12 protein-coding genes are annotated in these 12646 nt (G+C 64.9%); 6 read left to right on the forward strand and 6 right to left on the reverse strand.

The features are described from left to right. Positions 1-8: 8 nt before the first annotated feature. From P2T60_RS13380 to P2T60_RS13390, 3 genes are all read right to left on the reverse strand, one after another. Positions 9-1103, reverse strand: a complete 1095-nt coding sequence (locus P2T60_RS13380) for a PQQ-dependent sugar dehydrogenase (protein WP_276279753.1) — start codon at positions 1101-1103, stop codon at positions 9-11. A gap of 177 nt (positions 1104-1280) precedes the next feature. Next, entirely contained in the window at positions 1281-1532 is a 252-nt protein-coding gene (locus tag P2T60_RS13385) for a DUF7123 family protein (protein WP_135853640.1), read from the reverse strand. Between the two features lie 382 nt (positions 1533-1914). Continuing rightward, positions 1915-2739 (reverse strand): molybdopterin synthase, encoded by an 825-nt coding sequence (locus P2T60_RS13390; protein WP_276279754.1) that lies wholly within the window; start codon positions 2737-2739, stop codon positions 1915-1917. A 450-nt stretch (positions 2740-3189) separates the two neighbouring features. On the opposite strand from P2T60_RS13390, the gene pyrH reads away from it, so the two are divergent. The 4 genes from pyrH to P2T60_RS13410 all read left to right on the forward strand — a co-directional run bounded on the left by pyrH (position 3190) and on the right by P2T60_RS13410 (position 8040). Then, entirely contained in the window at positions 3190-3918 is a 729-nt protein-coding gene (gene pyrH, locus P2T60_RS13395; RefSeq protein WP_276279755.1) for a UMP kinase, read from the forward strand. Next, a complete protein-coding gene (gene lysS, locus P2T60_RS13400; RefSeq protein ID WP_420028684.1) occupies positions 3915-5723 on the forward strand; it encodes a lysine--tRNA ligase in 1809 nt (602 codons plus the stop codon). The genes pyrH and lysS overlap by 4 nt, the downstream gene beginning before the upstream one ends. A gap of 136 nt (positions 5724-5859) precedes the next feature. Then, positions 5860-6180 (forward strand): hypothetical protein, encoded by a 321-nt coding sequence (locus P2T60_RS13405; RefSeq protein WP_276279756.1) that lies wholly within the window; start codon positions 5860-5862, stop codon positions 6178-6180. A gap of 72 nt (positions 6181-6252) precedes the next feature. Next, positions 6253-8040 carry a site-2 protease family protein gene (locus tag P2T60_RS13410; RefSeq protein ID WP_276279757.1) on the forward strand — a complete coding sequence of 596 codons (1788 nt, stop codon included), beginning with the start codon at positions 6253-6255 and terminating at the stop codon, positions 8038-8040. An 18-nt stretch (positions 8041-8058) separates the two neighbouring features. On the opposite strand, the gene P2T60_RS13415 is transcribed toward P2T60_RS13410, so the two are convergent. From P2T60_RS13415 to P2T60_RS13425, 3 genes are all read right to left on the reverse strand, one after another. After that, a complete protein-coding gene (locus P2T60_RS13415; RefSeq protein ID WP_276279758.1) occupies positions 8059-8487 on the reverse strand; it encodes a hypothetical protein in 429 nt (142 codons plus the stop codon). 198 nt (positions 8488-8685) lie between these two features. Continuing rightward, positions 8686-9591, reverse strand: coding sequence for a twin-arginine translocation signal domain-containing protein (locus tag P2T60_RS13420; RefSeq protein ID WP_382210293.1), 906 nt, complete (start codon positions 9589-9591; stop codon positions 8686-8688). Between the two features lie 212 nt (positions 9592-9803). After that, positions 9804-10328, reverse strand: a complete 525-nt coding sequence (locus P2T60_RS13425; RefSeq protein ID WP_276279760.1) for a helix-turn-helix transcriptional regulator — start codon at positions 10326-10328, stop codon at positions 9804-9806. A gap of 119 nt (positions 10329-10447) precedes the next feature. Between P2T60_RS13425 and P2T60_RS13430 the strand changes: the two genes are divergently transcribed. Further along, positions 10448-11980, forward strand: coding sequence for a heme-binding protein (locus P2T60_RS13430; protein WP_276279761.1), 1533 nt, complete (start codon positions 10448-10450; stop codon positions 11978-11980). A gap of 54 nt (positions 11981-12034) precedes the next feature. Beyond that, positions 12035-12631: a hypothetical protein gene (locus P2T60_RS13435; protein WP_276279762.1), complete on the forward strand. Its 597-nt coding sequence runs from the start codon at positions 12035-12037 to the stop codon at positions 12629-12631. The last annotated feature ends 15 nt before the right edge of the window (positions 12632-12646 follow it).

The raw sequence follows: 12646 nt of genomic DNA on the forward strand, positions 1-12646 counted from the left end.
GAGACCTCTCACGCGGGCTGAATCCGAAGTACTCGGTCGTCTTGGGGCGCGGGCGTTCCCCTGCCGTCCCGGTTGCTGGTCGTGACGTAGAGGTGGTCGTCCGGACCGGTGAAGACGGTCCGAAGTCGGCCGTACCGCCCGTCGAGCAGTCGCTGTTGGGCCACGACTCGGTTCTCGTCGTCTATCCGAACCCGGTGGAGGTGAGTCCCGGCGAGCGTCCCGAAGAAGAAGTCGCCGTCCCAGTCGTCGATTGGCCCGCGATAGAACGCGGCGCTTCCGGGCGCGATGGTCGGCGTGTAGGCCGCGATGGGGTCGGTGAACCGGTCGCCGTCAGTCGGTCCCATCGTCTCGGGCCACCCGTAGTTTTCCCCGGCCCGGAGGACGTTGATTTCGTCGTCGGTCGAGGGACCGTGTTCCGTGCCGAAGAGGGTGCCCTCGCGCCACGCGAGTCCCTGCGGGTTCCGGTGGCCGTAGGTGAACACGGCGTTCCCGAAGGGGTTGTCCGGGTGCGGTTCGCCGTCGGGAGTCAGTCTGAGAACCTTCCCCGCGAGCGAGTCGCGGTCCCGCGCGAGACTCCCCCTGCTCGCGTCACCGGTCGTGACGTAGAGCGCACCCTCCGGACCGAACGCGAGGCGGCCGCCGTCGTGGATTGACGCGGCCGGGATGTCGTCGAAGACGACGGACTCGCGGGCGAATCCCTCGGAGACGCGGTGGCGCACGACCCGATTGGCGAGTCCCTCGGCGCTCTCGTAGGTCTGGTAGGTGTACGCGATGTCGGGGTCGTCGGGGTCGAGTTCCAACCCGAGCAGGCCGCCCTCGCCGCGTGCGGCAACGTCGTCGGTGAGGTCCGCGACCTGTTCCTTGCGGCCGTTCTCGTGGGCGACGCGCTGGACTCGGCCGGGACGCTCGGTGAGATAGAGGTCGCCGCCCGGCGCGAACGCCGCGCCCCACGGCACCTCCAGTTCCATCGTCACCGTCTCGGTGCGGAACGTGGGTTGGTCGGTGGTCGTGGTCGGTTCGTCTCCGGCGGTCCGCAGGCATCCCGCGACTCCGACCGCTCCCACCGTCGCCGTCAGCGACCGAAGGTAGGCGCGCCGCTCCATGCGTACAGCAATGTGACGGCGGGAGAAAAATAGCGTGGTTTCGGGGAGTAGTGGCTCCGAACGAAAGGGTGCGCCGTGCGAAGGAGGTGGCACGGCAAGAAGGGAGAACCGCCGTCCGAAAGGGGACCAGACGGACGGCGCACGCGACGATTCGGCTACGAGCGGACCGCGGCGAACTTACGCCGAGCAGACGCGCCACGTCGTCGCGGACGTGTACGACCACTTCTCGATTTCGAGGTCGGTGGCCGAGTCCTTGAGTTTCACCATCAGCGCGCCAATCTCCTTGGCGGAGAGACCAACTTCGTCCGCGATGAACTTGCTCTTGAAGTACATCTCCCCGTCGTCGGCCTTGCTCCGGAGGAACTGCTTGAGGCGCTGTTCCTTGGATTGTGGTTCGGGGGCGTCGGAGGGCTGGGTAGTTGCGCTCATCGTCGTTTCCACGTAGGAGACGGGGGATGATATAAAGGGCAGACGGTTAGGGTCGTTTTCCGCTGATTTGGGTCACGAGAACTACACGAACCGAGAAAATGGGGTGAAATTGACTTTTTACGACTTTTTCTACGACTCTTTTATCGTTCAAAACGGAATCTAAGTCTTTGTTTCGGCTTTCTAGAGGTAGACTACAAACGTCATACGAACGACCGACATCGAGGGGTGAGCGGACAAATTCGGCCGGTCGTCGCCGCGGTCAGAACGGGCCACAGCGCCGCCGAAACTGTCGTCGGCGCGAATAAAACGTTTCTCGGCAGGGTCGAATCGTCCGCCAGTAACGGTTTCGAGGGCTCGGTCGGCAGAAATCGGGGAAATCGGACTACGGGCGCTCGTGGACCCAGAACTGCTCGTCGGTCGTGACCTCTTTCTTGAACAACGGCACTTCGTCCTTGAGGCGGTCGATACCGTCGCGGACCGTCCGAAACGCCTCGTCGCGGTGGCCCGCCAACACGACGACGAACACGATGTCCTCGCCGTACTCGATGACGCCGGTTCGGTGGTGCATCACCACCTCGAAGACGCCATCGCGCTCCTCCAGTTCGGCGCTGATGGCCGCCATTCGCTCGTCTGCGACTCCCTCGTACTTCTCGAATTCGAGGAACTCGGTCGGGTCGTCGTCGTCGTTCTCCTTGGCGCGAACCCGGCCGGTGAACGTGGCGATAGCGCCGGAGTAGGGCGCGTCCTCGGACCGCTTGGCCTCGGCGACCAGCGATTCGAGCGTCTCGTAGGGGTCGGTCTCGGCGAGCGCCGACCGGACTTCGGCGGGGTCCACGCCCGCGGCGTCGTCGGCGCGAACCAGCACTTCCCCGGTGGAAACGGATTCGGTGGCGGAGACGGACGCGGGTCCACCGTCGCCGACGACTACCCGCGGCGCGTCGGCGTCGGGAAAGCCGACGAGAAGCGCGTAGTCGTGGTCGGGCGCGAGGTCCGCGAGCAGGTCCGACAGCGACCGGTCGCGGCCCGAACCCGACCAGCCATCCTCGGTGAACTCGTACCTCGCGGCCGCGGGGCCGTCGTGCGGTTCGACGTTCGTCCCGGTCCGGTGAATCTCCGCGACGCGGCCGTCTTCGCCGAAGCGACCCGCCAGTCGGTCGGCGACCGCTTGCGCCGCCGCGTCGGGACCGACGACGCTCAGTACGTGCATGTCTGGAGGAAGGGCGGGGGCGCGCTTGTAGCCTTCGGTGGCGCTAGAGCGACGGGAGTGTTGGGGACTGCGAGCGCCTTCGTGACGACCGGCGAGACGCAAAGCGTCTCGCCAGCTTCTCGCCCCTCACGCGCCGTGGGCGCGATACGTTCACGCGGTCACGCCAGCGCGCGGGATAGTCGAGTATAATATATCTGAATATATCCTTTAGCATCTTTTGTATTCTTCTTAGCAATTTTTAGATGTCTTTAGGACCGGTACTTCAACGTCACCGCCAGACGCTGACACCGAACCTGCCCGGCCGCTCTCCCGGCGTGTGTGACGTGAACGAATACCGGGGGCGACGTGAACGAGAACCAACCGCGAACGCCGCGCGAGTGACGGAAATCGGGACGACGCTCCCGGCAGTTGGCAATCCTTAAGGCCGCGTCCGGGCTACTCCGCCACAGAATGAAAGTAGTCGTCTCTATCGGCGGGAGCGTACTCGCTCCGGACCTCGGTTCCGAACGCGTACGCGACCACGCCGACGTAATAGAGGACCTCGCCGCCGAAGGCTGTACCGTCGGAACCGTCGTCGGGGGCGGTGGCGTCGCACGCGAGTACATCGCCAGTGCCCGCGAGTTGGGAGCCAACGAGATAGAACTCGACGACATCGGCATCGACGTGACGCGACTCAACGCCCGCCTGCTCATCGCGGCGCTGTCCGAACAGGCCGCCCCGAGTCCGCCCGAGGACTACGAGTCGGCGGGTGCGGCGATGCATCGGGGCGACATCGCCGTCATGGGCGGCGTGACCCCCGGCCAGACCACCGACGCCGTGAGCGCCGCGCTCGCGGAGTACACCAACGCCGACCTGCTGGTCTACGCGACCAGCGTGCCCGGCGTGTTCAGCGACGACCCCAACGAGGACCCCGACGCGAAGAAGTACGACGAACTCAACGCCGGGGAACTCGTGGACGTGATTGCGGGTCTGGAGATGAACGCCGGGAGTTCCGCGCCGGTGGACCTGCTCGCCGCGAAGCTCATCGAGCGGTCGGGCGTGCGCACCATCGTCTTGGACGGCACCGAACCCGAGCGCATCGCCGACGCGGTGCGGTACGGCGACCACGACGGCACCGACATCGTGCCCGAGGGCGCGGACGACCAGATGACCTACTGGGTCCGAGACGAGCAAGAATGAGCGACGACGCGACCGAACCCACCGACGCCCGCCAGATGCACGACGACGACGACCCCTACGTCCTCCAAGGCCCGCAACCCCACGCGTTCTGGGCCGAGTCGGTCGCCGAGAGGATTCTGGACCGGAACCCCGACGACCCAATCGTCATCAAGGGCGGTATCTCGCCGTCCGGCGTCCCGCACCTCGGAAACATGAACGAAATCGTCCGGGGCTACTTCGTCGCCGAAGCCCTCAGAAAACGCGGCCGTGAGGTCCGGCAGGTGTTCACCGCCGACGACCGCGACCCACTGCGCAAACTCCCCCGAAAGCTGGCCGACTTGGACGGCAACATCGTGGAGTTAGGCGACGTGAACGCGGGTGCGCTCGGCCGGAACCTCGGCAAGCCCTACACCGAGATTCCCGACCCCTTCGGGTGCTGTGACTCCTACGGCGAACACTTCTCGAATCTCATCGAGCGGAGCGCCCGACTGCTGGGCATCCCCGTCGAGATGGTCTCGAACACCGAACTCTACGAGTCGGGCGAGTTCGAGGACGCGACCCGCTACGTCCTCGAACACCGCGAGAAGGCCCGCGAAGTTCTCGGCCACTATCAGGACAAGGTGGACGAGGAGTACGTCCCGTTCAACCCCATCTGCGACGAGTGCGGCAAGATTACCGAGACCGTGACCGCGGTCAACACCGACGAGGGTACCGTCGAGTACCGCTGTACGGACATGGAGGCTGGCGACCAGACCATCGAAGGCTGTGGACACGAGGGCACCGCCACCTTCCGGGAGGGCAAACTCCCGTGGCGCTTCGAGTGGCCCGCCCAGTGGGAGGTGCTGGGCGTGGACCACGAACCGTTCGGCAAGGACCACGCCGAAGGGTCGTGGCCCAGCGGTTCCGACGTGGCCCGCAACGTCTTCGAAATCGAACCGCCGGTTCCGATGGCCTACGAGTGGTTCACCCTCGATGGCGAGGCGTTCTCGTCGTCGTCGGGCCACGTCGTGATGGTCCAAGACGTGCTGGAGATGATAGAACCCGAGGTCCTGCGGTACTTCTTCACGAAGGACCCGAGCAAGGCGCGGGACTTCAGCGTCGAACACTTCGACCACCTCGTGGACGACTTCGACGCCTTCGAGCGCACCTACTACGGCGAGGACGACCGCGACGACTCCGACGCCGACGAGAAGGCCGCCGAAATCGCGTCTGCGGCCTACCCGCCGACGATTCGGCCGACGCTCGCGGCCCGGTTCGACGCCGACGGCGCGCCGATTCTCGACCCCGAAGACAAGAGCGTGCCCGTCACCGACGACCGGCGCGCGCAACTGGACGAACTCGCGGACGACGAGTTCAGTGGGCGCGTCCGCCTGCCCTACACTTTCGCGGCGGTCCTCGGCATGACCGACGACCCGGACCTCCGCGAGAGCATCGCCCGGCGCGAGGGCCACGTCCCCGACGACGCCCCCGAGTGGGTCACGGAGTTTGCGCTCTCGCGGGTCGAGCGAGCGCGCGAGTGGGCGCGGCGAACGGGCAACGAGTTTGACTACGAACTCAAGCGCGCCGAGATGCCCGACGTGGACGTAGACGCCGACACCGAGGCGGCGCTGGACGAACTCGCCGACTTCGTGGCGGACCACGACGACCCCGACGAGATTCAGGGCGAAATCTACGAGACCGCAAAGCGCCACGACATCGACATCGGCGACTTCTTCTCGGTGGGCTACCGCCTCTTTTTCGACGACGAGCAGGGTCCGAAACTCGGCCCGTTCCTCGCCAAACTCGACCGAGAGTTCGTGCTGACTCGACTCCGGCGCGAGGGGTGAACCGCTCCCCGCCCGCTGTCGATTAGCACCCCGATAGTCCGGTTCAGGGCCAGCATAACAAAGTGGGTAGCTCTCGTTACTTCCGACGGAAAGTCGGACGACGCGGTTACGGTCGCTCCGACCCAAGGAGACTACTATGGCGATAATCGAACTCAATCTCGAGAAACCAGCGTTGAAGCGAGTCGAGTCGGGCGAAGAGAAGCGAGTCGAGGAGAAAGAAATCGAGGCCGAAGTCAACCCCGAGGAGGCGGCCGAGATGATGGACGAAGAGACGGCGGTCGAAATCGAGGACGAGACCGACGAGGGTTCGAAGAGTCGCGTCGGGAAGTACGCGCGGCGACTCCTCATCGTCGGCGGTGCCGCGGTGGGTATCCTGACCGCTCGGAAGTTCCGCCAGCGTCGCAAGTCGAAGTCCCAAGAACAGGAACTCGAAGAGGACTGGCAGACCGCCGAGTGAGGCGGTCTCCGCCGACGGTCTTTTCGTGACGTTCCCAAACGCCTTTGACTGGCGCGTCCCTTCTTTCGCTCGATGAATACGCTCGTGTGGGTTCTCGTCGGAATTGCGGTCTACTGGCTCGGGGTATTGGTCCTCGACTCGCAGGGCCTCCTGCCGTCGTACGTCGGCACGCAGGGGCCGATTCTGACCGTTCACACCCAGCGCGGCAAGCAGTTCCTCGACAGACTCGCCCGACCCAAGCGGTTGTGGCGCGCGTGGGGGAACTTCGGACTCGGAATCGCGCTGGTCGTGATGGTCGGCACGTTCCTCCTCCTCGTCGTGCAGGCCGTCGCAGTCGTTCGGAATCCGCCGCCCGCGACCGCGGCGACCCAACCGCAGAACGTCCTCGTGATTCCGGGCGTCAACCAGTTCCTCCCGCTGTCGGTCGCGCCCGAAATCCTGTTCGGCCTGCTAGTCGGTCTGGTCGTCCACGAGGGCGGCCACGGCCTGATGTGTCGAGTCGAGGACATCGAAATCGAGTCGATGGGGATTGCGGCCCTCGCGCTTCTGCCGGTCGGCGCGTTCGTGGAACCCGACGAGGAGAGTCGGGCGAACGCCGACCGGGGCGGCCAGAGTCGAATGTTCGCCGCGGGCGTCACCAACAACTTCGCGGTGACGCTGGTCGCGTTCGTCCTGCTGTTCGGCCCGGTCGTCGGGTCCATCGCCGTCGCGCCCGGCGCGGCAGTCGGCGGCGTCATGCCGGGGTCGGCCGCCGACGACGCCGGTCTGTCGGCGGGCGACCGCATCGTCTCGGTCGGCGACACCGCAGTCGGGAACAACGACGAACTCGACGCCACGCTCTCGAAGGCCGAGGACCGCTCGGTCGAAGTGACCTTAGCCAGCGGCGAAACCACGACCATCGAGCGGTCGCTCCTCGTCACCGGCATCTACACCAACTCGCCGTTCGCCGGGAGCATCGGCGAGGGCGCGACCATCGCCGCGGTCAACGGCACGACGGTCCACACCGAAGGCGAGTTCCACCGAGCGGTCGCCAACCGCACGGTAGCGACCGTCGAAACCGGCGACGGGACGACTGCGACCGGACCTATCGGTGCGCTTGCGACGGTTCGACCCGACCGAGCGGCCGCGAACGCCGAGATGCCGACCGAGGGGTCGGTCGTCATCACGTCCATCGAGGGCACCCGCGTCCGCAACTCCTCGGAACTCGGCACCACGCTGGACCGGTACGACCCCGACCAGCGCGTGACCGTCGAAGCCTACGTCAACGGGAGCGTCGAGAGTTACGACGTGCGACTCGGCGGGAACGACGGGGACGCCATGCTCGGCATCTACGTCATGCAGGGGACCAGCGGCGTCTCGGTCAACGGGTTCGGCGTCCAACTCTACCCCGCAGGTCAGTACTTGGACCTGTTGGGCGGCAAGTTCGGCGACTTCGTGGGCGGCATCGGCGGCCCGGTCGTCTCGTTCCTCTCGGGCGTCCTCGGGGTACTGTTGCTCCCGTTCGCCAGCGTCTCGCTCGGCGCGACCTACAACTTTGCCGGGTTCGTCGCGTGGAACGGCGGCTTTTACACCGCCGCGGGCGGTCCGCTGTCGTTCCTCGGCGACTGGGGCCTGTTCGTGCTGGCGAACGTGCTGTTCTGGACCGGATGGGTGAACCTCAACCTCGGCTTTTTCAACTGCATCCCGGCGTTCCCCCTCGACGGCGGCCACATCCTCCGGACGAGTACCGAGGCGGTGGTTTCGCGGTTGCCGACGAGTCAGGGCCGCCAACTGACCACGATGGTCACGACGACAATCGGTCTCGTGATGCTCGTGAGTCTGCTGTTGATGGTGTTTGGCCCGCAACTGCTGTCGGGATAGGCAGAACCCGAGGGCGTTTCACGACGCGACTCGCTTTCGAACGTAGTATTCGAGACCACCGGCGACCGCGTAGCAGACGACGTAGAGCGGCGAGAGACCGATGGCGTACAGTCCGAGTCCGAACACGGCTTCGGACGCGAGAATACCGGTCACGACGGCGTATCCGACCCAACCGAGGAGGACGACGCCGAGAATCACGACCGGTGCGACGACGTGAAATCGGACGTAGGCGGTAATCGGTATCGCAAACGTAGCGACCGTAAGCGCCCCCAGAAGCAGAAACGCCCCGACCATTTCGAGAGTGAGGCGCGTAGAGAAGTCCGCGAGGTCCCACCGTGCGACGACGAAACCGGTGACGAGATAGAGGGCCAACACGCCGACGCCGACGCTGATTCCGACTCGTATGGCGGCGGCCGTCGAAGCATCCTTTCTGACGGGCCAGTTCATACGTCCGACTACCCCTTTAATTTGTATAAGCATTTGGGGGATAGAGGGCTACGTGACCGGCTCAATCGGGGACGTTTCGTGAGCGCGACACCGCGTCGTAACTCCCTCATGTCGAGATAGCGGCGTTCACGAGCGAGGTCGGTTCGGAACGAGAGTGGGTTTCCGACCGGTCGTCGTCGCCGTCGAAAAGCGAATCGGTCAGTAGTTACCGTAGATTCCGGCGTCGACGCGGAGCGCCGTCGCGTCTTCTCCGGTGTGCCAGTGACTCGTACTCCAGTCGAGAGAGCCATCGGGATTACCGACGGCCGTGACGCGGTGGTGGGATGTCGTCTTGTTGGTGTCGTAACTCCACGTCCAGTTGTAGTAGTCGGCGTACACCTCGCTATCGACATCGTAGCCCGACCAGTCGGGAGAGTAGAAGCCCGAGTCGTCGACGTGCCAGATGGACGCGTTCTTGCCGGGACTCGGTGGTGCCGGAGGCGACTCCACTCGGTACGCGTTCGCGTCGTACTTGCGGCCCACCCAGTCGGTCTCGCCGCCGCTGGTGGTCCACTCGATTCGGTGGTTCGTCTTCGTGACCGTGATGTCGATGGGGTCCTCAGTACGTGCCCAAACACCGCCTTCGTAGTCGCTTTCGCTATCGCCACCGCCGTGGCTCAGCGTTCCGATACCGTCGTCTTCGGTGGCGGTGTCGGTGCGCGTCTTCGAACTCGAAAGCTCGGTCTGTCGGTCGCTCTTCTGTGCCGGAAGCTCCGACTCGGGGAGCGGAACCACCGTCGCTTTCGCCTGCTGTGGAGTCGGCCGTCCGCTCTCGGTCTGAGCGTCGTTCAGTTCGACGCGGTAGCCCTTCGCCGCACTGACGCCAGCGCGCTTCGTCCCGGACATCTCGACGCGGACGTTGGCGTCTTCGGTCACGGTCACTGCGGCTTCGCTCAGCGCCTCGATACCGCTCGTCGAAGGTCGAAGTGTCCGTCCTCGACCGGAGTCGGCGGCCGCGACGCTAGACGAAACGGTCAGGGCGGCACCCGCGGCCCCCAACTTCTTCAACGCGTCTCGCCGAGAGACGTTAGAAAAACTATCCGTTAATTCCTCTTTTTTAGTCATCTTACTCTAATTTTACTATATATTATAAATATAAAAGTGTTCTTATTTATAAATGGAGCGAGCGCATTATCTATATCGAGTATCTCGGAGCGAGTAGCCCGATACCGACGAAAATCCTCTCGTCCGCGGTTACATCGCCGCGTCTACGGAGACGACCGCCTTTCGCGGGCGAGAAACCGACGTTGCGCGCCGATGGCGGCGCGACCACCGACTTACTTCCCGTCGTCCGCCAGTCCCATTCGCTCGGCGAACTCCTCGGGGGTGTCGGGGATGCGCTCGAAGTCGCCGAAGTCGCGTTCGTAGTGGCGGACCAGTTGTTCGATGACCCACGCGTTGAACGCCTCGTCGAAGCGCCACTCGCCGGGCGGACTCCCGACCTCGAATCGGTCGTCGGTGGCGAACGCCGCGAACACGTGGTAGAAGCCCAAGATTACGTCCGCGAAGTCCTTGGCCTTGCCGCCGGTCTCCTCGCGTTTGTCCTGCAACTCCTCGCGACCCGCGTCGGTGAGTTCGAAGTACTTTCGGTCGGGTTCGTCCGCGCGTTCGATGCGCTCGGCCCAGCCTTTCTCCTCGAACTTGTAGAGGATGGGGTAGACCGACCCGTAGGACGGTTCCCAGTGACCGCCGCTGATAGAACGAATCTCCTTGAGTATCTCGTACCCGTACCGCGGTTTCTCGTCCAGAAGTTCCAACACGAGATACGCGATGAGGCCTTTCGGCGGGCCGCTTTTCCGCATTGGCGGATGATTCAGAGCGTATTTTTGAAAGGCTTTCGGTCGGGGGGAGACGGCCGATTTCGGCGTCGGTCTCGGGACGACTCAAAAACCTATTACCGCCACGGAACCGAGAGTCAGACATGACGAGAGAACCCCCGGCGACGAACGAGGGTTGGTACGCGCTACACGACTTCCGAACCGTCGATTGGGACGCGTGGCGGGACGCCCCCGAGCGCGAGCGCGAGACCGCTTTAGAGAGCGGCGTCTCGTTCCTCCGAAATCGAGTTGACGTGACCGACGCCGAGGAAGGGTCGTCGGCGGTGTTCTCGGTTCTGGGCCACAAGGCCGACCTGCTGGTGGTCCACTTCCGGCCGACGATGGCCGACTTGGACACCGCCGAGCGAGCGTTCGAGGACACCGCGTTCGCCGAGTACACCGACCAGTCGAACTCCTACGTCTCGGTGACGGAAGTCGGCGGCTACACCTCCGAGGAGATGACGAAAGAACCCTCGGAGATAGAGGACACCGGACTCGCGCGCTACGCCGAGAGCAAACTCTACCCCGAGATTCCCGACAGCGAGTTCATCTGCTTCTACCCGATGGACAAGCGCCGCGCGCCGGGGGAGAACTGGTACGACCTGCCCTTCGACGAGCGCGCCGACATGATGGACACCCACGGCGAAATCGGCAAGACCTACGCGGGACAGGTCTCGCAGGTCATCACCGGGTCCATCGGCTTCGACGACTACGAGTGGGGCGTGGACCTGTTCAGCAACGACCCGACCAACATCAAGGACCTGCTCTACGAACTCCGGTTCGACGAGAGCAGTTCCAAGTACGCCGAGTTCGGCCCGTTCTACTTCGGTCGGCAGTTCCAACCCGAGGACCTCCCGGCGTTCATGGCCGGGCGAGCGGTCCCCGCCGACGGCGAGAGTGACGAGTCGGGCCACCCCCACGGAGAAGGCGGGCATCACGGCGAGGGTGGACACCACGGCGAGGGTGGACACCACGGCGAGGGTGGACACCACGGCGGCGACGGCGGAGACGACGAGGGCGGCGACATCCGCGGCGAACTCGAAGACCGCGACATCCGCGGCGAACTCGAAGACCTCGACATCTACGCGGGCCAACCCCACGGCGAGGACGTGTACGCGATGGTACTCTACTCGGAGGCCGACCCCGACGAACTCTTCGAGGAGGTAGACGGCCTCCGGAAGAACTTCGACCACTACGACACCCACGTCAAGACCGCGGTGTACGAGACCCGCGAGGGAGTCGAAGGCGGTCGGTCGGCGGTCGTGAGCATCTGGGAGACCCAGAGCGCGGCCGACACCGCGGGCGGGTTCCTCGCTGACCTGCCGGGCATCGTCGCTCGCGCCGGAGAGGAGAGCGGATTCGGCACGATGGGGATGTTCTACACCACCAAGCCCGAACACCGCGGGGACTTCGTGGAGAAGTTCGAGACGGTGGGCGAACTCCTCGAAGACATGGACGGCCACTTCGAGTCGAACCTGCTGGTCAACCGCGAGGACGAGAACGATATGTTCATCGCCAGTCAGTGGGAGTCCCGCGAGGACGCCATGGCGTTCTTCCGGAGCGACGCCTTCTCGGATACGGTCGATTGGGGCCGGGACGTGCTGGCCGACCGACCGCGACACGTCTTCTTGGCCTGAGGGGGCGCTCGACCCCGACGCAGGTTTATCCGTCGGTAGATTGAACAGTTCGGCATGGGGCGAGAACTACTCGGGGTGCCTCGGGAACGCCCGGCAGTTGAGGGGGTTCCGGGCGTGTCCGACGCGGCACGGCGCCGTGCCGCGTCGGACGACGAGAAGACCGTCGAAATCGAACCGTCGTGGGTAGACAACGTCACGGACGCGATTCCGGTCGAAGTCGTGACCGCGTGGGCGACTATCGACGCGGTGCTGGCTATCGGGTCCGAGGACCCGTCGGCGACGGTGTACTGGGCGCTGTTCGGTCTCTTCGCCGTCGCTACCGCCCTCCACATGTGGGCCGACATCGAGACGCCCACCGCCGACAGAGCCGACCGTCTCGGAACCTCCCTCTCGTACCTGCGAAGCGTCCAGTCGGCCCAAATCGCGCTCGCCGTCGGCGCGTTCGTGGTGTGGGTCTACTACCTCAGGGGACCGTTCGCGCTCGACGCCACCGACTGGTACAACCAACGCTACGCCGCGGTGTTCCTGCCGCTGTACGTCGCCGTGGGACCACAACTGGTGCCGAGCGTCCTCCGGAAGTGGTACCGCGTCGGCGACGGTGGTGACGGCGAAGGTGGAAGCGGTGAGGACGGCGACGACGACCGAAGATAACCCGACGGTTCGGTG

It is taken from the genome of Halorussus caseinilyticus (assembly GCF_029338395.1).
GTDB classification, from domain to species: Archaea; Halobacteriota; Halobacteria; order Halobacteriales; family Haladaptataceae; genus Halorussus; species Halorussus caseinilyticus.

Bases quoted from the DNA above. Each gene is read 5' to 3' on its own strand.
- P2T60_RS13380 (WP_276279753.1), bottom strand. From the start codon at position 1,103: ATGGAGCGGCGCGCCTACCTTCGGTCGCTGACGGCGACGGTGGGAGCG.
- P2T60_RS13385 (WP_135853640.1), bottom strand. From the start codon at position 1,532: ATGAGCGCAACTACCCAGCCCTCCGACGCCCCCGAACCACAATCCAAG.
- P2T60_RS13390 (WP_276279754.1), bottom strand. From the start codon at position 2,739: ATGCACGTACTGAGCGTCGTCGGTCCCGACGCGGCGGCGCAAGCGGTC.
- pyrH (WP_276279755.1), top strand. From the start codon at position 3,190: ATGAAAGTAGTCGTCTCTATCGGCGGGAGCGTACTCGCTCCGGACCTC.
- lysS (WP_420028684.1), top strand. From the start codon at position 3,915: ATGAGCGACGACGCGACCGAACCCACCGACGCCCGCCAGATGCACGAC.
- P2T60_RS13405 (WP_276279756.1), top strand. From the start codon at position 5,860: ATGGCGATAATCGAACTCAATCTCGAGAAACCAGCGTTGAAGCGAGTC.
- P2T60_RS13410 (WP_276279757.1), top strand. From the start codon at position 6,253: ATGAATACGCTCGTGTGGGTTCTCGTCGGAATTGCGGTCTACTGGCTC.
- P2T60_RS13415 (WP_276279758.1), bottom strand. From the start codon at position 8,487: ATGAACTGGCCCGTCAGAAAGGATGCTTCGACGGCCGCCGCCATACGA.
- P2T60_RS13420 (WP_382210293.1), bottom strand. From the start codon at position 9,591: ATGACTAAAAAAGAGGAATTAACGGATAGTTTTTCTAACGTCTCTCGG.
- P2T60_RS13425 (WP_276279760.1), bottom strand. From the start codon at position 10,328: ATGCGGAAAAGCGGCCCGCCGAAAGGCCTCATCGCGTATCTCGTGTTG.
- P2T60_RS13430 (WP_276279761.1), top strand. From the start codon at position 10,448: ATGACGAGAGAACCCCCGGCGACGAACGAGGGTTGGTACGCGCTACAC.
- P2T60_RS13435 (WP_276279762.1), top strand. From the start codon at position 12,035: ATGGGGCGAGAACTACTCGGGGTGCCTCGGGAACGCCCGGCAGTTGAG.